Origin of the sequence: Kitasatospora sp. NBC_00315, from assembly GCF_041435095.1 — a bacterium.
In the GTDB taxonomy this organism is placed as follows: Bacteria; Actinomycetota; Actinomycetes; order Streptomycetales; family Streptomycetaceae; genus Kitasatospora.
In genome coordinates this window covers 6,355,950-6,378,219 of the sequence record NZ_CP108025.1, presented here as the reverse complement: position 1 = coordinate 6,378,219, position 22,270 = coordinate 6,355,950, and the positions used below count along the sequence as shown (strand labels likewise).

Here is a 22,270-nt window from a genome sequence, read left to right as displayed (position 1 = left end):
TCTTCCGGGAAGTAGTTGCAAGTCATATGCAAGTACTTCCCGGCGGCGACGGGGCGGGGCGGCCCCGAATCCCGTCATGCACCGTACAAACGCCCGTAACCTCCGGAGGCTTTCGACAGCCGGTCTACGCGCGGATACTCGGGATCCACGCGCGGACACCCCGGATGCGCGACCCTCGACTCCCCATGGAGGCACAGAACATGATCAACCGTCACCGTATGCGCCCGAAGGCGGCCATGGCCGGGGCGGCCCTGCTCGCCGCCGCCCTCATCGGCCTGGCCGCTCCGGCCGGCGCCGGGGCCGTCACCGCCCCGGCGGCCGTCGCCGCCGGCACCGCGCACCGGGTGCTGTTCGACAACACCAAGGCCGAGACGGCCGGCAACGCCGACTGGATCATCGGCACCGGCCAGCCCGACCCGCTGACCCAGAACGCCAACCCGACCACCGAGAAGAGCTGGACGGGCGCGCTCTCCGCCTGGGGCGTGGCCCTGCAGAAGACCGGCCAGTACAGCCTGAAGACGCTGCCCTCGGGCTCCACCATCACCTACGGCACCGGCGGCGCGCTCGACCTCGCCAACTTCGACACCTTCGTGATCCCCGAGCCGAACACCAGATTCAGCACCGCGGAGAAGACCGCGATCATGAAGTTCGTGCAGAACGGCGGCGGCCTCTTCCTGATCTCGGACCACACCGTCAGCGACCGCAACAACGACGGCTGGGACTCTCCGAAGATCATCAACGACCTGCTGACCAGCAACGGGGTCGACAACACCGACCCCTTCGGCTTCTCGGTCGACCTGCTGAACATCACCACCGACAACCCGCGGGCGATCACCGACGCGAGCAACCCGGTGCTGCACGGGGCCTTCGGCGCCGTCACCGGCTCGATCCTGCGCAACGGCACCACCTTCACCCTGAAGCCGGCCGACAACCCCGCGGTCAAGGGCCTGGTCTACCGCACCGGCTACAGCGGCAACACCGGCGCCTTCTTCGTCACCAGCACCTTCGGCAGCGGCCGGGTGGCCATCTGGGGCGACAGCTCCACCATCGACGACGGCACCGGCCAGTCCGGCAACACCCTCTACAACGGCTGGGACGACCCGGCCGGCACCGACGCCGCCCTCGCCCTCAACGCCACCGCCTGGCTGGCCACCGGCACCGGCTGATCCTCCCGACGGGCAGAATGTCCGCTACATCCCGAGTCATCAGGAAAACGGCAATGGAGTCCACTATCGTCTGATTCTGAATGACCACCCGGCACGCGACCCACCGGGTGGGCGGAGCGGCCGCCGGCCGTCCCCTCCACCCGGTGGGCCCGACCGTGACACCGAGAGGCCGCCCTCCCTTGCCCGAGCGCGCCGAACCCGAGCAGCCCCACGCCGCTGCTCGGGTTCGAGCCGTCCGGGAGCGCCACCCCGGCGGCGCCCCCGTCGCCGGCCGCCCCGGCGACGCGGCCCGGGCCCCGGCCCCGACGGCCTCCGCCACCCGTGCACCGCGCCCCGGCTGCGCCGGACCACGTCTCCCGTCCACCGACCAGCTCCCCCCGGAGGGGCCATGCCGCAGACCGTGCAGCACCCGTCGTCCTACCCCTGCCGGACGGTCCGCGAGGACGTCCGGATCCCGTTGGCGGACGGCGTCGAGCTGTACGCCCGGATCTGGCGCCCGGTCACCACCGAAGCCGTCCCCGCCCTGCTCGAATACCTGCCCCACCGGCTCGCCGACCGGACGGCCGCGCGCGACGCCCAGCGCCACCCCTGGTACGCCGGCCACGGCTACGCCTCGGTACGCGTCGACATCCGGGGCCACGGCAACTCCGGCGGCCTGCCCGGCGACGAGTACTGCGCCCAGGAGCTCGCCGACGGGGTCGCCGTCATCGAGTGGCTGGCCGACCAGCAGTGGTGCGACGGGAGCGTCGGCATGTTCGGCATCGCCTGGGGCGGCTTCAACAGCCTGCAGATCGCCGCCCTCGCCCCGCCCGCGCTCAAGGCCGTGGTGAGCGTCTGTGCCGGCGACGACCGCTACGACAACGACGTGCACTACTTCGGCGGATCGCTGCTCGCCGTGGACATGCACGCGCGCTCCGCCGCCATGCTGGCGTGCGCCGCCCGCCCGCCGGATCCGAAGTACGTCGGCGACCACTGGCGCCGGATGTGGCTGGAGCGGCTGGAGGCCCTCGCCCCGTTCATCGAGCCCTGGCTGGGCCACCAGACCCGCGACGACTACTGGCGCCGCGGGTCGGTCTGCGAGGACTACGGCGCGATCAAGGCCGCCGTGCTCGCCGTCGGCGGCTGGGCCGACCCGTACCGGGACGCCGTGCTGCGCCTGATCGAGCACCTGGACGCCCCGGTCCGCGGCCTGATCGGGCCCTGGTCGCACCAGTACCCCGACGGCGCCCTGCCACCCGGCCCTGCCATCGGCTTCCTCCAGGAGACGCTGCGCTGGTGGGACCACTGGCTCAAGGGCGACGACACCGGTGTCATGCGGGAGCCCGCGCTGCGCGGCTGGATCAACGAGTCGGTACCGCCCGCGACCGACTACGGGATCCGCCCGGGCCGCTGGGTGGGCGAGGAGTCCTGGCCCTCCCCCGACGTCCGCGACATCCACTACGGTCTGGACACCGCGCTGCGCGGCGCCGGCACCGCCTCCGCCGACCGGTTCGTGCACGTGCGCTCCCCCCAGCACACCGGGGTCGACGCGGGCCGCTTCATCCCGCTCGGCGGCGCCGCCGACCTGCCGCCCGACCAGCGCGAGGAGGACGGCCGCTCGGTCTGCTTCGAGACCGCCCCGCTGCCCGAGCGGGTCGAGATCCTCGGCCGGGCCGCCGTGGAACTGCGGCTGCGCACCCCCGCCCGCCGCGGGCAGGTCATCGCCCGGCTGTGCGACGTGGCGCCCGACGGCTCGTCCACGCTGGTGACCCGGGGCGTGCTCAACCTCTCCGCCCGGCACGGCCGCGACCGCGCCGTCGAGTGGACCCCGGGGGCCACCGAGGACGTCGCGTTCGGCCTGGTCGGCATCGGCCACGCGTTCCCGGCGGGCCACCGGGTCCGGCTCTCGCTCTCCTCGGCGTACTGGCCCTGGATCTGGCCGCAGCCCGAGGACGAGGGCTTCGAGCTGGACCCCGGCCACAGCGCCCTGACCCTGCCGGTGCGCCACCTCGCCGCCGACGCCGGCAGCGCGCCCGTCTCCTTCGGCCCGCCGGAGCAGGCCGCACCGCTGGAGCTGCGCCACACCGAACCGCTCACCTGCCGCCCGCCGCGCGTCGTCCTGCGCGACGTCGCCACCGACGAATGGCGGCTGGAGGTCGACCCCGGCCAGGGCGGCGCCACCATCCACCCCGACGGCCTGGTCTACGACGAACACGCCGTGGAGGCCTACCGCATCCTCTCCGGCGACCCGCTGAGTGCCGCGACCCGCTCCGACTGGACCATCCGGCTGGAGCGCCAGGACATCGGCTGGGACGTCACCGTGCAGACCCGCTCCGAGATCACCTGCGACGCCACCCACTTCACCGCCCGCAGTCACCTCACCGCCCTGGAGGGCGGCACGGTGATCTTCACCCGCGTCTGGGAGCAGCGGATCCCGCGCGAAGCGGCCTGAGCCGCCCGGGCGGCCCGGCGCCGGCGCCCGCTACGGCAGCGGGTAGGAGCCCTCGGGAACGTCGCTGGTGGTGGCGTTGCCACCGACGGTGGGCTGGAGGGTGAGCGTCCAGGTGGTGTAGGTGCGCCCGGTCTCGAAGGCCATGGTGTCGTCGAACTTGCTGAACCCGCAGTTCCGGGTGAAGGCCTTGGTGCCCGGGTCCCAGTCGGTGCCGCCGGCGAAGTAGACGGTGTAGGTGCCGTCCTCGATGCCCTTGAGGGTCGCGTTCTTCCCCTGGCCGACGTAGATCGAGTGGACCGACTTGCCGTCCAGCGCGAGCGACAGCACGGCGTCGGAGCTGCCGCCGTTCTCGATGGTCAGCTCGCCCTCGCCGTCGCGGCCGCCCTCCCGCACCAGCGTGCCGTTGTCGAGCGCGCGCTGCTGGAGCGTGCCGGTCTGCGGGACGGTGAGGGTGCTGGGGTAGCCGGCGGCGGCCAGGCTCTGCAGGGCGGTCGGCAGCGTGACCAGGGCGTCCGCCTGGCCGAAGCTCGCCAGCGCGGAGCCGGTCGCGCACAGGCTGCGGTCCTCGATGTCGGCCTGCACCTTCGTGATGTGCTCGACCAGCGAGTCGAGGGCGACCAGTACCTGGCGGTGCGCGGTGGAGACGCCCGGCGGCTCGTCGGCCAGCTCCAGGCCCGATCCGGCGGAGGCGGCCGCCGACCGGACCTCCTCCAGCGCGGCGCCGAAGGCGGTGAGGTCACCGCTCGGCGGCAGCTTGGCGAGGGCGGTGTTCAGCGGGTTGATCCACTTCACCAGGACCGACCCGTACGGGGGTGCGGTGGGGGTGGGAACGGGCGCCGGGGAGGCGGCGACACCCCGGTCGGCGAGCCGCGCGGGGGTCGGCGCACCCCCGCCGCCGCCCCCGCTGCTGCAGGCGGCGAGCAGCAGGACGGCGCAGGCCAGCGCGCCCGCGGCGCCGGTGGCGCGGGCGGCGGCCCGCCCCGTCGTCGATCTCCCGATGGTACGAACCGAAGCCATCCACGACCCCCCGATTGTCCTGCGGCACTCCCCCGGTCATGATCCCGAGCAGCGGAGCGGCCGGTCAACGGAATCGACCGGATCCAGAGGGGCGTGCGGAGGCAACCGGGGGCGCACCAGGGCACGGGCGAAGGCGCGCAGCCCGTCCACTACGATCGGGCGCGTGCTCAGCCTCACCGGACTTCCGCTCCAGATCGCCGCCGTCGCCGCGGCGATCCTCGTCTTCGCCGCCACCATGTACCTCTGGCCGAGATTCGGCGGGCGGAGCTGGCGGTCCTGGCTGGGCAGGGTGGGCGCGTTCCTCGCCACCCAGCTGGCGGTGCTGGTCGCGATGGGCCTGATCGCCAACGGCTACTTCGGCTTCTACAGCTCCTGGAGCGACCTGCTCGGCTCGGACGGCGGCCCAGGGACCGTCGTCGACCACCGGCCCAACGGCGCCGTCGCGGTGATGGGCGAGCAGAAGGTCTACTCCGAGCAGGGCTCGGCCCGCGAGCGCTCGGGCGTGATCCAGCAGGTCGACGTGCGCGGCGCGGTGAGCGGCCTGCGCAGCGAGGCCTACGTCTACCTGCCGCCGCAGTACTTCCAGCCCGAGTACGCCGCGCACGCGTTCCCGATGGCGCTGGTGCTGGCCGGATACCCCGGGTCGGCGGAGAAGCTGATCTCCCTGATGCAGTACCCGGCCTCCGCCCTGAAGGCGATCGAGCAGAAGAAGCTGCCGCCCACCGTGCTGGTGCTGATGCGTCCCACCGTCGCGGGCAACCGCGACACCGAGTGCGTGGACGTCCCGGGCGGTCCGCAGGTGGAGACCTTCTTCACGGCCGACCTGCCGAAGGCGCTGTCCGCCACCTACCGGCTCGCCGACGACCCCGGCTCGCGAGCCGTGATCGGCAACTCCACCGGCGGCTACTGCGCGCTGAAGTTCGCCCTGCGCAAGCCCGACGCGTACCGCTCCGCGATCTCGCTCTCCGGCTACTACACCGCGCCGATCGACGAGACCACCGGTGACCTCTTCGGCGGGGACGCCCGTCTCAAGCAGCAGAACGACCTGCTCTGGCGGCTGAGGAACGAGCCCGCCGCACCGGTCTCGCTGCTCCTCGCCACCAGCTACGACGAGAACAACTACCAGGAGACCCAGACGATGGTCGGCGCGTTCAGGGCGCCGACCCAGCTGTCGACCATCACGCTGAACAGCGGCGGCCACAACTTCCACACCTGGACGAGGGAGATTCCGCCCGCCCTGGAGTGGCTGGGCAAGCACCTGACGGATCATCAGACTGTCTGACAGCAGCGGTACTTCACCGTCCGGGACGACGGACGGCGACGGCGGCCCGCGCTCCCCGGGAAGATCACAGGCCGCTCATAGCTGGGTTTCATGAACCTCTCAGCCGACCGGCCGAGCGTATCCCCCATGACCACGACCAGTTCCTTCCCTCCGACCAGCGAACCGTGGCCCGAGGCTGCGAACTACCCGCCGCCCCAGGCCCCGGCGCGTGACGCGGTCGACGCCCCGCTGTTCCCGCCCGTCGAGCTGCCCGAGCCGGGCCCCAAGGGCCCGGCCTCCTGGTCCGGACGACTGCGCACCCTCCCCGGCCGCACCTGGCGGGGCCGGGCGGACGACCCGCGCTGGGCCCGCCCCGCGCTGCTCGGGCTGCTGGCGGCGACAGCCGTCCTCTACTTCTGGAACCTCACCGCCTCCGGCTGGGCGAACTCGTTCTACTCCGCCGCCGTGCAGGCGGGCAGCCAGAGCTGGAAGGCCCTCTTCTACGGCTCCTCGGACTCGGCCAACTTCATCACGGTCGACAAGCCGCCGATGTCGCTCTGGCCGATGGCGCTGTCCGTCCGGATCTTCGGGCTGAGCTCGTGGGCGATCCTGGCACCGCAGGTGCTGATGGCGGTCGGCACGGTCGCCACCGTGTACGCGACCGTACGCCGGCGCTTCTCGCCGCTCGGCGGCCTGGTGGCCGGCGCCGCGCTGGCGCTCACCCCGGTGGCGGCGCTCATGTTCCGGTTCAACAACCCGGACGCGCTGCTCGTGCTCCTCATGACGCTGGCCGCGTACGGCGTGGTCCGGGCCACCGAGACGGCGAGCACCCGGTGGCTGGTGTTCACCGGCGTGATGTTCGGTTTCGGCTTCCTGACCAAGACCCTGCAAGCCTTCCTGATCCTGCCCGCCTTCGCGCTGATCTACCTGGTGGTCGCGCCGACCGGCCTGGGCCGGCGGGTGCGCCAGCTGCTGTACGGGGCCCTCGCGATGGTCGTCTCGGCCGGCTGGTGGGTCGCGATCGTCCAGCTCGTCCCGGCGGCCGACCGGCCGTACATCGGCGGCTCGCAGGACAACGACTTCCTCTCCGTGACCTTCGGCTACAACGGCTTCGGCCGGATCACCGGCGACGAGACCGGCAGCGTCGGTGGCGGCGGTGGCGGCGGCGCGGGTGGCGCGGGCGGCGGCATGTGGGGCAGTACCGGGATCACCCGGCTGTTCGACGGCGACATCGGCGGGCAGATCGCCTGGCTGATGCCCGCCGCACTGATCCTGCTCGTCCTCGGCCTCTGGGGCACCCGCCGCTACGCCCGCACCGACAGCGCCCGCACGGCCTTCCTGGTCTGGGGCGGCTGGCTGCTCTGCACCGGCCTGACCTTCAGCTTCATGTCGGGCATCTTCCACCAGTACTACACCGTGGCGCTCGTCCCGGCCGTCGCCGCACTGGTCGGCATGGGCGTGGACGGCCTGTGGCGGGTCCGGCACCGGCTGCCGTACGCGGCGGTGCTGGGCGCGACCCTGGCGGTCACCGCGATCTGGGCGTTCGTCCTGCTGGGGCGCAGCTCGACGTTCCTGCCGTGGCTGCGCTGGGCGGTCCTGCTCGGCGGCCTGGTGGCGGCCTTCGGCCTGGTGGTGGCCGGCCGGCTGGCCGCCCGGGTCGCGACCGCGGTCGGGCTGGTGGGCCTCGCGGCGGCGCTGGGCGGCCCCACGGCGTACGCGCTGGACACGGTCTCGACCGGTCACTCCGGGTCGATCGTGACCGCCGGACCGGCCGTTCAGGGCGCGGGCTTCGGCGGGCCCGGCGGCGGCCGTACGGGCGGCGGCGCGGAGTTCTTCGGCGCCGGCCAGATCCCGGGCCGGGCCGGTCAGAGCCAGGCGGGCCAGGGCCGGCCCGGTCAGAGCCAGGGCGGCCGGGCGGGCCAGGGTCAGAACGGCTTCCCCGGCATGCCGCAGGGCGGCTTCGGCGGCCGGACCGGCACGGGCGGCCAGGGCGGCGCGGCCGGCGGCTTCGGCGGCCGCGGTGGTGCGGGCGGCGGCGCGGGCGGCGGCGGTGGTGCGGGCGGCGGCGCGGGCGGCGGCGGTATGGGCGGTCTGCTCAACGGCGCCCAGGTCAGCAGCGAGCTGGCGGCCATGCTGAAGCAGGACGCCGGACAGTACACCTGGGTCGCCGCCGCGGTCGGCTCGCAGAACCAGGCGAGCTACCAGCTGGCCACCGGCGAGCCGGTGATGGCGCTCGGCGGCTTCAACGGCACCGACCCCTCGCTGACCCTGAGCGCCTTCCAGCAGTACGTGCAGGAGGGCAAGGTCCACTACTTCATCGGCGGTTCGCAGGGCCGTGCCACCGGCACGGAGGCGGGCACCGGTGAGGCGGGCGCCACGACCGGCTTCGGCGGCATGGGCGGTGGCATGGGCGGCTCCTCGGACTCCAACGAGATCTCCACCTGGGTGTCCTCCCACTTCACCGCCAAGACGGTCGGCAACGCCACCGTGTACGACCTGACGGCCCCCACCGGCTGACCGGACGCACGGTGCCGGGAGGGTGGCGACGGGAGGGGGCGGGCCGCGGCAGGCGGCCCGCCCCCTCCCGTCGCGCGGTACGATCCGTCCCGGGCAGCAGCACCGATCACGTCGGAGGAACCACCAGCCGTGTCCGAGAACCACCCGCCGGGGCCGGTCGACGGCGGCCCCACCGACCTGCGGGCCGACTGCGGCAACTGCTTCGCGCTCTGCTGCGTCGCCCTGCCCTTCGCGGCCTCGGCGGACTTCGCGGTCGACAAGCCCGCCGGAAAGCCCTGCACGAACCTGCGGGAGGACTTCCGCTGCGGGATCCACACCCGGCTCCGGCCGAGCGGCTTCCAGGGCTGCACCGTGTACGACTGCTTCGGCGCCGGGCAGCGGGTCTCCCGAATCACCTTCGGCGGACGGGACTGGCGCCGGGAACCCGGCAGCGCCCGGCAGATGTTCGAGGTCTTCCCGGTCGTACGCCATCTGCACGAGCTGCTCTGGTACCTGACCGAGGCACTGACGCTGGCCCCGGCCGCCGGGATGCGCGCCGAGCTCCGCCACGCGGTCGCCGAGACCGAGCGGCTGGCCGGCCAGGACGCCGAGGCCCTGGTACGGCTGGACGTCTCCGGGCACCGGGCGACCGTGAACGCGCTGCTGCTGCGCGCCAGTGAGCTCGCCCGGGCGGGCGTCGCGCGAAAGCCGAAGGACCGCCGCGGCGCCGACCTGATCGGGGCCCGGCTGCGGGGCGCCGACCTGCGGGGCGCGAACCTGCGCGGGGCGTACCTGATCGCCGCCGACCTCACGGGCGCCGACCTGCGCTCCGCCGACCTGATCGGCGCCGACCTCCGCGACGCGCGACTGGCCGGCGCCGACCTCACCGGGAGCATCTTCCTCACCCAGGCACAGCTCAACGCGGCGAAGGGCGACGGCGCCACCGGACTGCCGGCGGCCCTGACCCGCCCGGCGCACTGGGCCGGGTAGCCCCGCCGGTGCCAGCCGTCAGCCGGCGCACTGCTGGAGCATCGCCTTCTTGTCCGCCTCGGTGACCGGCAGTTGGTACTTGATCGACACCTGGGCGAAGCGGACCACGTACGAGCAGCGCACGGCCGGGTTGGCGGGCAGCCACTCGGCCGGCCCCGAGTCGCCCTTGGCGGCGTTCTGCGGACCGTCGGCCGGGATGAGGTTGAGCGGGTCGTTGGCTATCTGCACGCGCTCGGCCTTGTCCCACTTGGCGGCGCCCATCTGCCAGTCGTAGGAGAGCGGCATGACGTGGTCGATCTGTATCTTCGACGCCTGCTGCTTGGTCCACCGGACGTCCTTGCCGGTGTAGGGGTCGTAGATGGTCATCGCGGTCACCGTGCAGGCGGACTTGTCCTTGTGCTCCACCGAGCGGCCGTCGCGGGCCAACAGGTCGTTGCGGGTGTCGCACTTGTTGCGCCCGAGCGCCACGCCGTCCACGCTGTCGGTCCACGCCGGGCCGAACTGGTCCCGGTCGTAGCCGTCCTTGGGCCCCGCGGCGGCCGTCCGGACCTTGGCCATCAGGTCGCGGGCCGTCTGCCGGTCGGCCGCCGAGACGATCGGCCCCAGACCGGGCTTGGTGCCGTCCGGGTTCTGCAGCGGGCTGGTGCCGACGCCGCCGGCCGGGACGCTGTCGGCGGACGTCCCGGCGCCGCCGGTGCACCCCGTCAGCCCCAGGGCCGTGAGCATCAGGAGGGCGGTCGTGGACAGGATGCGGCGGCGAGCGGGCACGGGGGCTCCCGGAGTGGTGGGCAGGTGACGGCGCACCAGCAGAGCAGCCGTCTCACCCCGGGTCAAGTGGCCGCGGCTCGGGCGCGGGGGAGCATGTCGAAGCTCACATTCCGGGCGGGCGTGCGCCGGTCCCGGGCCGGCCCGGGCGACGCGCGGGCCGTCGCACCCCCGCAACCGGCCGACCCGCCCCCGGCCGGCCGGCCCCGCCCCGGCTGACGGCCCGCCATGGTCCGGCCGCGCAGCCGCCGTCGGGACCGGCGCCGGCGGGCGCCGGGACGCCCCGGCGCCGGGTGCTCAGCCGCCGATCGCGGACATCGGACGATCCGGCTGGACGAAGTCCGCGGAGTCGATGTCGTGTCCCGGGCCCTTGCGGGCGATGGTCCGGCGCCAGGCCGCCTCGATCGCGGCGTCGTCGGCGCCGCCGCGCAGCAGGGCCCGCAGGTCGGACTCGGTGGTGGCGAACAGGCAGTTGCGGAGCTGACCGTCGGCGGTGAGCCGGACCCGGTCGCAGCCGCCGCAGAACGGGCGGGTCACCGAGGCGATGACGCCGATCACGGTGTCGGTACCGGCGATCCGCCACTCCTCGGCGGGCGCGTTGCCGTGCCGCCCGACCGGGACCAGTTGCCAGCGGGCCCCGAGGATCTCCAGCAGTTCGTCGGCGGTGATCATCGTGCTGCGGTCCCAGGCGCCCTGGGCGTCCAACGGCATCGACTCGATGAAGCGCATCCGGTAGCCGTGGTCCGCCGCGAACTCGACCAGGTCGAGGATCTCGTCGTCGTTGACGCCCCGGACCGGCACAGCGTTGATCTTGACCGGCGCCAACCCGGCGGCGTGCGCGGCCGCGAGGCCGGCGAAGACGTCCGTGATCCGGTCACGACGGGTGATCTCCGTGTAGCGATCGGCCCGCAGGGTGTCGAGGCTGACGTTGACGCGGTGCAGCCCCGCCGCCTTCAGCGCGGTGGCGGTACGGGCCAGACCGATGCCGTTGGTGGTGAGGGAGATCTCCGGGCCGGACGCCCCCCGGCCCGCCTGTCGCCCGCCCTCGTGCTCCCGGTCCTCGTGCTCCCGGTCCGGGGCGGCCCGGTCCGCGGCGACCGGGCCCAGGGCGGTGAGCCGGGCGATCAGGTCGGGCAGACCGCGCCGGAGCAGTGGTTCGCCGCCGGTGAGCCGGACCGAGGTGATGCCGAGGCGCCGTACCGCGATCCGCACCAGCCGGACCACCTCGTCGTCGCCGAGCACCTCCGCCTTGGGCAGCCAGTTGAGGCCCTCGGCCGGCATGCAGTAGGTGCAGCGCAGATTGCAGCGGTCGGTCAGGGATACCCGCAGGTCGGTGTGGACCCGGCCGAAGCGGTCGACCAGCGGGGGAGGTGCGGTGTCCATCGACCAAGTACAGGCTCGGTTCGCGACAGAATCCAGCGGCGGAAGAGCCGGTGCGCCGCCACGACCTGCGGGATCGTGTTGTGCATTCGTCCAACTGCGGGTCCCGGCGGCGCCCGGCAAGCTGGTCGCATGGAAGATCGGCATCAACAGCCGGGCGTCGCCGCGCTGGTCCTGGCCGCCGGGGGCGGGCGGCGGCTCGGCGGGCGGCCGAAGGCCCTGATCCCGTACCGGGGCCGTCCGCTGGTCGAGCACGCGGCGGAGGTGGTCCGGGAGGGCGGCTGCGGGCCGGTGACCGTGGTGCTGGGCGCCGCACGCGAGCAGGTCCGGACGCGGGCCCGGCTGGCGGACTGCCGACTGGTCGACAATCCCGACTGGGAGAGCGGCATGGGCTCCTCACTGCGGGTCGGCCTGGCCGCACTGGCACCCGGCACCCCGGCCGTCCTGGTCATGCTGGTGGACACCCCCGGGGTGAGCCCCGCCGCCGTCGCCCGGCTGCTGGCCGCCCACCGGGCCGGCGCGCTGCTCGCGGCCGCCGCCTACCAGGGGCGGCGCGGACACCCGGTGCTGATCGGCGCCCGCTACTTCGCCGAGGCCGCCGCCGGAGCCACCGGCGACGCCGGCGCCCGCGCGCTGCTCGGTGCGCACGCGGCGGAGGTCGCCCTGGTGGAGTGCGGCGACGTGGCCGTCCCGGACGACCTCGACACCCCGGCGGACCTGGCCCGCTGGACGGCGGACGGGTAGCGGACCCCGGGCGGGACTGCGGCGGTCGGCCCGGGCGGGACTGCGGCGGTCGGCCCGGGCGGAACTGCGGCGGTCGGCCCGGGCGGACGACCGGCATTCGCCGGTGATCGGTGATCGGTGATCGGTTTTCTGTTGTCGGGGTGCCCGCTCGGCGGTCTCCCAGGTGTAGGCACGACACCTGACGGCAGAGGACGTACCCGTATGAACCCCCAGCATCCCGAGAGCGGTCACGCCCCCGCGGCCCGGCACCGCAGGCGCGGTCACCGGAGGAAGCCGCGGGCGGCCCGCCGTGTGCTGGGGGTGATCGCGGGGTCGGTGGCCCTCGGTACCACCGGCGGCTGGTTCCTGACGGCCGGAGCGCCCGGCGCCGACGACGCCCGGCCCGCCGCGCTCACCCTCCCCGACCGGCCCGTTCCCGACGCCGCCCTCCCCGCGCCGTCCGGGCAGCCGGCGCAGCCGCCCGCGGCCACGACCACGGCCTCACCGGCCGCCGTCCCGGGAGATGGCCGCGGCACGGCCGCCCCGGACGGAGCGGCGACGGCCACCGCCGCCGCCCGCGCGACCCCCGCCACGACCGCGCCCACCGCCACGACCCCGCCGAGGAGTCCGGCCGCGGCCCCCCACGCCGTGCCCGCCGCCGGCTCGGACACGCCGGCCGGCGCCACCGCGGCGGGCCGGTTCGTCGGCCGGGTCGCCGAGCTGGTCAACGAGGAGCGGGCCAAGCAGGGCTGCGCGCCACTGACGGTGAACCCGGCCCTGCAGTCGGCCGCGCAGGCGCACTCCGACGACATGGCGGCGCGTCACTACTTCGACCACGCCGACCCGGAGGGGCACCACGCCGACAGCCGGATCACCGCGGCGGGCTACCGCTGGAGCCGCTGGGGCGAGAACATCGCCCAGGGCCAGCAGGACCCGGCGGCGGTGATGACGGCCTGGATGAACAGTCCGGGCCATCGCGCCAACATCCTCGACTGCGACTTCCGGGAGATCGGTGTCGGCGTCACGCTCGGCGCCGGCGGACCGTGGTGGACGCAGGTGTTCGCCACCGCGGGCTGAGACCGCCCCGCCCGACGACCGCCCCGCCCGGCCCGGCACCCCCCCGTCGGCCGGCCGGGCGGCCACCGGCTCCCCTGGCCGCCCGCCGGTCCGACTCAGCGCGGCGCCGCGAGGTCGAGCGTCCACAGGGTGCCGTCGGGCCCGGCCGCCGAGCCCAGGCCCACGCCGGTGAACCGGCAGTCCAGCATGTTCTCCTGGTGGATCGCCCCGTCCGTCCAGGCGTCCACCAGCTGGGCGGGGCCCTTCCGGCCGCGGTCCAGGTTCTCGCCCCACAGGCTCCAGCGGTAGCCCGCCGCGGTGATCCGGCTGTCGGCGTGGGTCCCCTCGGGGGTCACGTGGTCGTAGTAGTGACGCGCCGCCATGTCCTCGGAGTGCTTCTGGGCCGCGACGTGCAGCCGGGGATCGATCCGCAGCGCCCCGCAGCCGTGGCCCGCCCGGGCGGTGTTGATCAGGTCGGTCACCTGCTGCTCCGTGCTCCTCGGGGCCGCGGTCGTGCTGACGGCGGCCGTGGCGGTGGGCGGCACCGGTGCGACGGTCGGCGGCGCCGGCGGGGGCGACGGGAGGGGTGAGGCGGCCACCGGGGCCGTCGGGGTGGCCGTGGGCGGGGACGCCGGGGCGGGCGGGGGTGCGGCCGGCGGGGCGTCCGGGCCCGCGTGCAGCACCGCCGGCACCGCCGCCGAGAGGGCCAGCACCCCGGCCGCCAGCGCGACCAGGCGCCCCGTACGCCGTCCACCGGTCCGTCCCCGCCGGGTGCGCGGCCCGGTCGGGCCTGATGACGCGCCACCGGTCGGGGCCGGGCCCCGGGCACCCGCTCCGCCGCCCGTACCCGCACCCGTACCCGCACCGTTCGTCCCGGCGCCGCCGGGGGCCGGGACCTGCCAGGCGGCGGGCAGCGCCGCGAGGTGGGCGCCGCCGAGGTGCTGCGGGGCGGGCAGCAGGCCGAGGCCCGCCAGCAGTCCCTCGGCCGGCATCAGGCCGCGCCGGTGACCCGAGCAGGCCGGGCAGCCTCGGGCGTGACGGGCGATCCGCTTGCGCCACAGTGCCGCCGGGCGGCCGTCCCAGGGCGCGGCGAGGTCGGCCAGTTCGGCGCAGCGCGGCACGGCGGCGAGCGCGCGGACCACCACCCGGGCGCTCTCCAGCTGCTCCCGCATCCGCTGCACCCGTACGGCGGTGTGCTGCGGCGAGAGGTCGAGGGCCGAGGCCAGATCGGCGCGGGTCAGCTCGCCGGCGGTCTCCAGCCACCAGAGCGAGAGCAGGTCGCGGTCCCGGTCGTCCAGCCAGCGGGTCGCCTCGGCGACCTCGCGGCGCTGCCCGGAGAGCCCGAGCCGCAGGATGGTCAGGTCCACGAAGTCCGCCGCCGGGTCCGGAGTCCGTTCGGCGCCGTCCAGGCCGGGGACCGCCGCCTGCTGCCGGGCCGCCCAGCGCCGGCGGACCTCGTTCATGGCGACGGCGACCAGCCAGGAGCGGAACGAGGACGGGTCGCGGAGCCCGTCGAGCCGGCCGCACACCCGGAGCATGGTCTCCTGGACCACGTCGTCCACGTCGGGGTGACCGTCCATCGCCCGGCCGACCACGTTGTAGACCAGCGGCAGGTACGCGGCGGCCAGGCGCTCCCGGGCCGCCTCGTCCCCGGCCTGCGCGGCGGCGACCACCGCCGGACCGGTCGCGTCCGCATCGGTCGGCGCGCCGCCCGTCACCGTGTCACCGGTCACCGCGCCACCGGTCGCCTCCGTACCGACCGCCCCGCCGTCGACCGCCGCAGCCGCCGCACCGAATCCCCTGCCCACCCGCATCCGCTGTCCTCACTGCTCCGAAACCCGGCACCCGACACCCAGCACCTCGGAGACCCTGGTCGGCCGGGGGGATAACAGGAAACCGCACGGCTTCACCGGGGCGCGCGGCCGGGGTGGCAGGCGCGGCACACTCCATGTGCGCCCCCGTGCGCCCCTTGCGCCCCCTCCTGCCGCTCCCCGGCGCTCCCCCAGGGGGACGAGCCGGATCGCCGGGCCTCCTCCGCCCCGCGTACGCGATCGCGCGTACACCCCTGATCTCTCCCTGATGATTGCCGCAATCAGCGCCGCGCCCGGTGCCGATCGGGGAGCATGGAGTCGTCCGTCCCCCGGGCCCGCCCGGGGGCACCGCAATGCCGAACCGAAACGGACGGTGCCCGCCGTGTCCGGACTGTCACTGCCCGACGACTTCACCGGGCGCGATCCGTCCCAGCCCGGCCAGGGCGGTGGCGGGGCGAGGCCGATCCGCTGTCCGGCGTGCCGCCGCGAGCACCTGTACGAGCCGCCGTCCCTGCCCTGTCCGTGCGGGGCGGCGCTGAAGGTGCCGCTGCTGCGCGGCGGGGTGCCGGTCCAGGTGCGGTTCCGCTCCTGGGAGGACTCCTGGCTGAGCATGCGCTGCCCGCACTGCGGCCGCTCGGACCAGTGGCCGCAGCCGGAGTTCACCTGCAACTGCGGCGCCACCGTCCGGCTGCCGGTGGACCGGGCGAGCCGTCTGCACGGCGGCGCGCCCGCCGCCGGCACCGGCCCGCAGAGCACCCGGCCGCAGGCCGACCGCCCGTACGGCGCCACCCCGGCGCAGGCGCCGCCCACCGCACCGGCCGTCCCGCCGCGGGGGCACCGCAAGCACCGCTCGCCGTTCCTGCCCCAGCCGGTGCGCACCTCGCAGGACGCGGTGTTCACCGCGGCCAGGTACCTGGAGTGGCTGGGGTTCGGCGAGTTGGAGCTCTCCGAGGCCCAGGAGCGTGACGGGGTCACCCTGCTCGGCCGCCGGATGGTCGCCCAGGTGGACACCTGGACGGAGCCGGCCGATGTGAAGTCGGTCGAGTGCCTGTGGCTGCAGACCCTGCACGCGGAGGAGATGGCGGCCGCGATGTTCACCATGTCCGGCTACTCGCACCAGGCGACGGTCCGCGGCGAGCAGCTTCTGGTGGCCCTGTTCAGCGTCGACCAGGCGGGTGTCCCGCAGCCGGCGAACGGCGCGGCGGAGTCGTTGGTGGAGACCGGCTGGACATCCTGACCTGCCCCGCGACCCGCCGCCGGCCCAGCTGACGAGCCGTCCGCCGCGGGGCCACGGCGGGGCGCTCGGGCGCTCGCCCGGCGGCGGCGGGTTCAAAACAGTCGCGCTCGTGATCTGGTGCACAAGCTCACCCCCGTGTTGAATTGCGGCCACAGCAGTCCCGATTGCTGGATGGCGCACACAAGGAGGTGGCGTTGTCGGAGCACGGAACGGCCCTGGAGGGCTGGGACAAGCGGGGGCGGGCTCCGGAGGAACCACGGGACACCGTGTGGCGGCTGCGGTCACGGGCCTGCTGGCAGGAGGCCGCGGAGCTGTTGCGCCCGGCCGCCGAACACGATCCCACGGCAGCCCTCGGAATGGCCGAACTCCTCATCGAACAGTGCTTGTTCACCGCGTCGCACTGGCAGCAGGCCGAGCAGGCCCTGCGGCTGGCGGAGGCCGGCGTGTCCACCACGGAACAGCGTGCGGCGGCGTCCTGCGCGCGCGGCTTCCTGGCCTACGTCGCCAGCGTGCTGGGCCCGCGCGACCGGCTGGACGAGGCGCAGGCCGCGCTCGGCCGCACCTCGGCGCTCCTGCCGCCCGACGCTCCCGGTCGCCCGTTACTGGACTTCCGTCGCGGGCTGGTGGCGGAGAACCTGCTGCGGGACCGGACGGCGGCCTGGATCGCGTATCGACGGGCGCACGAGGGCGCACAGGAGCGCGGGGACGACCTGCTCTGCTCCTACACCTGGCGGCACCTGGCGGCACTGGCGTTGGCGAGCGGGGACACCGCCCGGGCGCAGGAGGGCTTCACGTCCTCCCTGCGCCTGCGCGAGCAGCTCGGGTTCACGGTCGGGGTGGCGCCCGCGCTGGCCGCGCTCGCCGAGGTCTCGACGCCGACCGAGGCGGCCCGGATGCGGTCCGAGGCCTCCCGGCTGGTGCAGGCGCTCGGGGGCGTCCCGGTCTGGCTCGCCCGGCAGCTCAGCGCGCTGCCCGCAGCGGGCGCTCCCCCGGACGGACGCATCGGACAGGAAGCGGGTGGCGCCATCAGCTAAGGTGAGCCTAACCTGGCCGGAGGGAGCAGTACTCCGGCCAGGTCGCCTTGCCGTTTCCCGGGCTCCGCGAGCTCCGGTCGACCCGATGGGGCCCCGCCATGACCGTGAGCAGCGCAAGCCCCTGCCCGCCGCCGGTCCGCACCGCCCGGCCCCCGGGCGCGGGACCGGGCGCGAACACCCCGGCGCTTCACCTGGCCGGCGCGCCCCGCATCTTCGGGTACGCCCGGCTCACCGAGGCATTTCCGGGGGTGCGCGTGCACGGCGGCGCGCCCCGCACCGGCGACGGCTGGATCAGCGGCGCCGACCTGCTGGCCGACCGGGCGGCGGTGCGGGAGCTGATCGCCTTCGACGCCCGCCAGGGCCTGGAGCGCTACGGACGGCCGCTGCGCCCCGACGTCGCGGCCGGCTTCTGCCTGCACCGCTACTGCTGGCCGGCCGGACTGCTGTTCACCCTGCCCTGGCTCTGGGAGCGCCGGGTGCCGCGACTGGCGGCCGAGGCGGTCTCGATCCGCCGCCGGACCGGTGAGCTGACCGCCGATCCGGCGGGTTTCTCCTGCCTGCCGGACGATCCGGCGGCCGGCCTGCCGGGTGCCCGGGTGGTGGCCGACGCGGCGGCGCTGCGCGGTGAGCTCCTCCGGGCGCTGGCCGAGCACCTGTCGCCCGTGCTGGCGGCCTTCCGCCCGGAGCTGCGGCGCGGCCCGCGCACCCTCTGGGCCTGCGCCACGGACGCGGTGGTCGAGGGCCTCTGGCAGGTCGCCACCCGACTCGGCGAGGAGGAGCGCGCGGTGGCCGCCCTCGCCCGGCTGCTGCCACCGCCCCCGGCGGCGACCGGCCCGTTCGTCGGGGGGGCCGGATTTCGGGCGGCGAGCGCCGGACGGGCCGGGGCGAGCGCGGATCCGGGATGCGCCGCGACGGGATCGTCCCGGACCCGGGACCGGGCCGGCTGCTGCCTGCTCTACACCGTCCGCCCGGAGCAGCGGTGCGCGGGCTGCCCCCGGGCCACGCGGAGTTGACGTCCGCCGGATCCGGAAGCGGCCCGAAAAGCAGTGATTCCGGGAAATAGCGCAGGGATATCAGTAATACGATCGCATTTATATCCCGTCAGAAATCCCCCTCCTCAGCGCATTGACAGCAAATCAGTCATTCCGCAGCCGCGAATCCGCCATGATGGTGCCGCCGTCACTACGCAGGAAAGCGAGGCTGGTTCAGGCGATGAAACTGTCCGACATACCACTGGGCTGGGCCGTCACGGGCGTGGCAGCGCTGGTGGTCAGCGCTGTGCTGGTGGCCTTCGCACGTACCAGGGGCTCCTCCTCGGCCACGGTCGGCTCCGATTCCTGGGAGCGTTCCGAGGAGCGCAGGCGACGGAAGGAATCGCTCTACGGAGGGGCGTCCTACACGCTGCTGTTCTGCTGTGCAGCGGTCGCGGCGGCGCTCTCCTTCCACGGCCTGGTCGGCTTCGGGGTGCAGAACCTCAACCTCTCCGGGGGCTGGGAGTACCTGGTGCCGTTCGGCCTCGACGGAGCCGCGATGTTCTGCTCGGTGCTGGCGGTCCGCGAGGCGAGCCACGGCGACGCGGCGCTCGGCTCCCGACTGCTGGTCTGGCTGTTCGCCGGCGCGTCCGCCTGGTTCAACTGGGTGCACGCGCCGCGCGGCTTCGGTCACGCCGGGGCGCCGCAGTTCTTCGCGGGGATGTCCCTCTCGGCGGCCGTGCTGTTCGACCGCGCGCTCAAGCAGACGCGGGTCGCCGCACTGCGCGAGCAGGGTCTGGTGCCGCGACCGCTCCCGCAGATCCGGATCGTGCGCTGGCTGCGGGCACCGCGCGAGACGTACGCGGCCTGGTCGCTGATGCTCCTGGAGGGCGTCCGCAGCCTGGACGAGGCGGTCGAGGAGGTCCGCGACGACAAGCGCGAGGCCGCCGCCAACCGCGAACGCCAGCGGATGGCCAGTCGGCGCGAGCGGGCCGAGATCCGCGCGATCAACCGCACCCACAGTGTCTGGCGCCCCCGCGGGGCGGCCCGGCAGCTGGAGTCCGGATCGGAGTCCGCGATAGCGACGGCGGACGAACCCGCGGAGCCGCTCCCGGCCCCCGGAGCGGCGGCGGCGCCAGCGGCCGGCGCCGAGGGTGTCGAGGGTCGGCTCTCCCGGCCCGGTCTGCCGGTCCGCCCCGGCCGGCGGACCATCGACCTCACCGCCGAGGACGAGACCGTCACGCTGCCCCGGCTGGAATCCCTGGAGCAGAAGCTCAAGGATCTGGAGCAGCAGTTCGGCTGACGCCCGACCGGGGCCCGGCGTCCGGTCCGGACTCGCACCCCGGACCGGATTGCCGCCCCGGGCCGGTCGCCGGGCGGCGCCGGCTCAGGCCGGGCTCCTGCCCCCGCTCGCGGGAGCGGCGAGCCCGGCCGCGCTGAGCTCGAACCACATCCGCTTGCCGGAGCCCCGGGGCTCCACGCCCCAGCCGTCCGACAGGGCCTCCACCAGCATCAGCCCGCGCCCGGAGGAGGCCTGCTCGCCCGGCGTCCGGCGGGTCGGCCAGAGATCCGACTCGTCCTCCACCTCGACCCGGAGCCTGGCGCCGTCCGCGCCGGGCTCCCGGTAGAGCCGCGCGGTGAACATGGCGTCCCGGTCGGTGTGCCGGATGGCGTTGGTGACCAGCTCGGAGGCGAGCAGCTCGGCGGTGTCGATCAGTTCGGCGACCCCCCAGCGGCTCAGCGCGTCCCTCAGCTCGGCCCGGACCTCGGAGATCCGGGCCAGGTCGGCCTGTCCGATCCGGCGGCGCAGCTGCTGGGCGGCGAGGCCGCCCTCCGGTCCGTCCCAGCGCAGCAGCAGGAGCGCTATGTCGTCCTCGCGCTCGCTGGAGTCGGCGGACTGCGAGGCGACCCGGTCGGCGAGGTCCTCCAGGGGATCCCGGACGCCCTCGTGACGGGGCCGGAGCTCGCCGGACAGGGCGTGGCAGAGCCGGGCGAAGCCGGTGTCGAGATCCATCGTGCGGGACTCGACGAGGCCGTCGGTGCAGAGCAGCACCGTCTCCCCCGGGTCGAGGCTGAACCGGGTGACCCGGTACTCCTCGTCCGGCGCGATCCCGAGCGGCAGTCCGCCCGCGACCGGTTGCACCGCCGTGGTGCCGTCCACCCGGCGCACCACCGGATCCAGGTGGCCGGCCCGCACCGCGTAGACCACGCCGTAGTCGACGTTCACCTCCGCGTACGTGCAGGTGGCGAAGTGGTCGGTGTCCAGGTCCGCGAGGAAGCGGGAGGCGCGGGCCATCACGGCGGCCGGCGGGTGGCCCTCGGCGGCGTACGCGCGCAGGGCGATCCGCAGCTGGCCCATGATCCCGGCGGCGTGCACGTCGTGGCCCTGGACGTCGCCGATGACCAGACCGACGTGCCCGCCGGGCAGCGGCACCACGTCGTACCAGTCGCCGCCGATCTGCAGGCCGGACCCGGCTGCCAGGTAGCGCACGGCGGTGGAGACGCCGGGGATCGACGGCACCGTGCGCGGCAGCATCACCCGCTGCAGCCCGGCCGCCAGCTCGTGCTCGGCGTCGTGCAGGCGGGCCCGGGCCAGCGACTGCGCCACCAGGCCGCCCAGGGTGGAGAGCAGCGTGCGCTCGTCCGCGTCGAGTTCGCGGTCGTCGTCGAAGCTGACCAGGCAGACGCCGATGGCCCGGCCGCTGGCGACCAGCGGCAGGAAGGCCCAGGCGCTGCGGATCGGACTGGCCGTCGTCCAGACCTCCGAGTAGCGCTCGCGGTACTCCTCGCGGCTGGCGATGAACACCGGGGCACGCAGCCGGATCGCCTCGGCGGCGGGGTGCGTGGGTGGCAGCAGTGAGCGGTCGTAGCCGGCCAGCTCGTGCGGCTGGTAGCCGCTGGCCCCGAGGATCTGGACCCGGCCGGCCTCCTGGGAGGCGAGCACCAGGCCGTCCGGCGGCAGGCCGGGCAGCGGCAGCTCGGTGAAGACCCGGGCGACGTCCCTGACGGTGACCGCCTCGGAGAGCGCCCGGGCGGCCTCCTTGATGAAGCGCGAGCGCTCCTCGCGCAGCATGGCCATCCGGTCGGCGCGGTCGCGCTTGTGCAGTTCGACGGTGGCGTCCCAGACGAATCCGACCATCCGGGAGGCCCGGCCGAAGGCGTCCGCCAGCACCCGGCCGCGGAAGCGTACGGCGCGCATCGTGCCGCCGTGGCCGACCGTGCGGTAGTACGCGCCGCACTGGCCCAGCTCGGCCACCGCGCGCTCGACGCGGCGGCGCACCACCGGCGCGTCCTCCGGGTGCAGCAGCCCGAGGAAGGACGCCGAGGTGTGGTCGAAGCGGCCCTTCTCCACGCCCAGGATGGTGCAGGCGCGCTGGTCGCCCTCCAGGACGTCACGCCGGATGTCCCAGTCGAAGGATCCGATGCCGTTGGCGGCCATCGCCGGTTCCAGCCAGTCCGGGGTGGAGTCCCCGGAGGGGGTCGGCAGACCGCTGGGCACGACCGGCGCCATCCGGCCGGCCGCGAGGCCCGGCGCGGTGCGCAGCGCATGCCGGCGGACCGCCTGGGCGGGCGGCCTGGCGCGGCCGGACCCGGCCGCGGGCGGACCGGGCGGTAGCCCCGGCCCCTGTGGCTCGGGCTCTGTGGCCATGCTGCTCCTGCCGCTGCCGTGCCATGCGGGCCCGTCCGGGCGGGGCGCATGACCGTGTGGTGATGGATCTGAAGGAGTGGGCCGGCGAGCGGTGGTCGGTCGAGGCCGGATCTCCCCGCTGGGTCCCGCTCCCGGGCACACGTTCTTACCATCCTGTCTAATGTTCGGCAGAGCGGCAATGGCGGCGCCCGGGAATCTTTCCTTCGACGGCGAACGACCGCGAATGCCCCCGGGGCGTACCGGGCCGTCCGGAAGTCCCCGAACAGCCGCTACGGGCGTTCGG

15 protein-coding genes and 1 pseudogene are annotated in these 22,270 nt (G+C 74.8%); 11 read left to right on the top strand and 5 right to left on the bottom strand.

The window, feature by feature from the left end; translation table 11 throughout:
* Window positions 1-200 precede the first annotated feature (200 nt).
* Both OG823_RS26570 and OG823_RS26565 read left to right on the top strand, forming a co-directional pair.
* Window positions 201-1,163, top strand: a pseudogene (locus OG823_RS26570) (hydrolase); the annotation flags it as partial.
* A 403-nt stretch (window positions 1,164-1,566) separates the two neighbouring features.
* Window positions 1,567-3,597, top strand: coding sequence for a CocE/NonD family hydrolase (locus tag OG823_RS26565; RefSeq protein WP_371484666.1), 2,031 nt, complete (start codon window positions 1,567-1,569; stop codon window positions 3,595-3,597).
* 30 nt (window positions 3,598-3,627) lie between these two features.
* Here OG823_RS26565 and OG823_RS26560 read toward each other — a convergent pair whose 3' ends face one another.
* Complete coding sequence (locus tag OG823_RS26560) at window positions 3,628-4,614, bottom strand: hypothetical protein (RefSeq protein WP_371482434.1); 987 nt, start codon at window positions 4,612-4,614, stop codon at window positions 3,628-3,630.
* Between the two features lie 163 nt (window positions 4,615-4,777).
* Between OG823_RS26560 and OG823_RS26555 the strand changes: the two genes are divergently transcribed.
* The 3 genes from OG823_RS26555 to OG823_RS26545 all read left to right on the top strand — a co-directional run bounded on the left by OG823_RS26555 (window position 4,778) and on the right by OG823_RS26545 (window position 9,361).
* Window positions 4,778-5,896, top strand: coding sequence for an alpha/beta hydrolase (locus tag OG823_RS26555; RefSeq protein WP_371482432.1), 1,119 nt, complete (start codon window positions 4,778-4,780; stop codon window positions 5,894-5,896).
* Between the two features lie 126 nt (window positions 5,897-6,022).
* On the top strand, window positions 6,023-8,392 hold the full coding sequence (locus OG823_RS26550; protein WP_371482431.1) for an ArnT family glycosyltransferase: 2,370 nt from the start codon (window positions 6,023-6,025) through the stop codon (window positions 8,390-8,392).
* 129 nt (window positions 8,393-8,521) lie between these two features.
* On the top strand, window positions 8,522-9,361 hold the full coding sequence (locus OG823_RS26545) for a pentapeptide repeat-containing protein (RefSeq protein WP_371482430.1): 840 nt from the start codon (window positions 8,522-8,524) through the stop codon (window positions 9,359-9,361).
* An 18-nt stretch (window positions 9,362-9,379) separates the two neighbouring features.
* On the opposite strand, the gene OG823_RS26540 is transcribed toward OG823_RS26545, so the two are convergent.
* On the bottom strand, window positions 9,380-10,087 hold the full coding sequence (locus tag OG823_RS26540; protein ID WP_371484665.1) for an HNH endonuclease family protein: 708 nt from the start codon (window positions 10,085-10,087) through the stop codon (window positions 9,380-9,382).
* A 336-nt stretch (window positions 10,088-10,423) separates the two neighbouring features.
* Window positions 10,424-11,509: a GTP 3',8-cyclase MoaA gene (locus tag OG823_RS26535; RefSeq protein ID WP_371482428.1), complete on the bottom strand. Its 1,086-nt coding sequence runs from the start codon at window positions 11,507-11,509 to the stop codon at window positions 10,424-10,426.
* A 129-nt stretch (window positions 11,510-11,638) separates the two neighbouring features.
* On the opposite strand from OG823_RS26535, the gene OG823_RS26530 reads away from it, so the two are divergent.
* On the top strand, window positions 11,639-12,250 hold the full coding sequence (locus OG823_RS26530; protein WP_371482427.1) for an NTP transferase domain-containing protein: 612 nt from the start codon (window positions 11,639-11,641) through the stop codon (window positions 12,248-12,250).
* Window positions 12,251-12,451: 201 nt separating this feature from the next.
* Window positions 12,452-13,306, top strand: coding sequence for a CAP domain-containing protein (locus OG823_RS26525; protein WP_371482425.1), 855 nt, complete (start codon window positions 12,452-12,454; stop codon window positions 13,304-13,306).
* A 95-nt stretch (window positions 13,307-13,401) separates the two neighbouring features.
* Here OG823_RS26525 and OG823_RS26520 read toward each other — a convergent pair whose 3' ends face one another.
* Window positions 13,402-15,093, bottom strand: a complete 1,692-nt coding sequence (locus OG823_RS26520; RefSeq protein ID WP_371482423.1) for a sigma-70 family RNA polymerase sigma factor — start codon at window positions 15,091-15,093, stop codon at window positions 13,402-13,404.
* 385 nt (window positions 15,094-15,478) lie between these two features.
* Between OG823_RS26520 and OG823_RS26515 the strand changes: the two genes are divergently transcribed.
* The 4 genes from OG823_RS26515 (at window position 15,479) to OG823_RS26500 (ending at window position 19,641) form a co-directional block, all read left to right on the top strand.
* Window positions 15,479-16,333, top strand: a complete 855-nt coding sequence (locus tag OG823_RS26515) for a hypothetical protein (RefSeq protein ID WP_371482421.1) — start codon at window positions 15,479-15,481, stop codon at window positions 16,331-16,333.
* Between the two features lie 194 nt (window positions 16,334-16,527).
* Window positions 16,528-17,367: a hypothetical protein gene (locus OG823_RS26510; protein ID WP_371482420.1), complete on the top strand. Its 840-nt coding sequence runs from the start codon at window positions 16,528-16,530 to the stop codon at window positions 17,365-17,367.
* A 98-nt stretch (window positions 17,368-17,465) separates the two neighbouring features.
* A complete protein-coding gene (locus OG823_RS26505; RefSeq protein ID WP_371482418.1) occupies window positions 17,466-18,380 on the top strand; it encodes an iron-sulfur protein in 915 nt (304 codons plus the stop codon).
* A gap of 199 nt (window positions 18,381-18,579) precedes the next feature.
* A complete protein-coding gene (locus OG823_RS26500; protein ID WP_371482416.1) occupies window positions 18,580-19,641 on the top strand; it encodes a DUF2637 domain-containing protein in 1,062 nt (353 codons plus the stop codon).
* 84 nt (window positions 19,642-19,725) lie between these two features.
* On the opposite strand, the gene OG823_RS26495 is transcribed toward OG823_RS26500, so the two are convergent.
* A complete protein-coding gene (locus OG823_RS26495; protein WP_371482415.1) occupies window positions 19,726-21,987 on the bottom strand; it encodes a SpoIIE family protein phosphatase in 2,262 nt (753 codons plus the stop codon).
* Window positions 21,988-22,270 lie beyond the last annotated feature (283 nt).

Coding starts and splice junctions, on each gene's coding strand:
- OG823_RS26560 (WP_371482434.1), bottom strand. CDS start 4,614: ATGGCTTCGGTTCGTACCATCGGGAGATCGACGACGGGGCGGGCCGCC.
- OG823_RS26550 (WP_371482431.1), top strand. CDS start 6,023: ATGACCACGACCAGTTCCTTCCCTCCGACCAGCGAACCGTGGCCCGAG.
- OG823_RS26540 (WP_371484665.1), bottom strand. CDS start 10,087: ATGCTCACGGCCCTGGGGCTGACGGGGTGCACCGGCGGCGCCGGGACG.
- OG823_RS26535 (WP_371482428.1), bottom strand. CDS start 11,509: ATGGACACCGCACCTCCCCCGCTGGTCGACCGCTTCGGCCGGGTCCAC.
- OG823_RS26530 (WP_371482427.1), top strand. CDS start 11,639: ATGGAAGATCGGCATCAACAGCCGGGCGTCGCCGCGCTGGTCCTGGCC.
- OG823_RS26525 (WP_371482425.1), top strand. CDS start 12,452: ATGAACCCCCAGCATCCCGAGAGCGGTCACGCCCCCGCGGCCCGGCAC.
- OG823_RS26505 (WP_371482418.1), top strand. CDS start 17,466: ATGACCGTGAGCAGCGCAAGCCCCTGCCCGCCGCCGGTCCGCACCGCC.
- OG823_RS26500 (WP_371482416.1), top strand. CDS start 18,580: ATGAAACTGTCCGACATACCACTGGGCTGGGCCGTCACGGGCGTGGCA.
- OG823_RS26495 (WP_371482415.1), bottom strand. CDS start 21,987: ATGGCCACAGAGCCCGAGCCACAGGGGCCGGGGCTACCGCCCGGTCCG.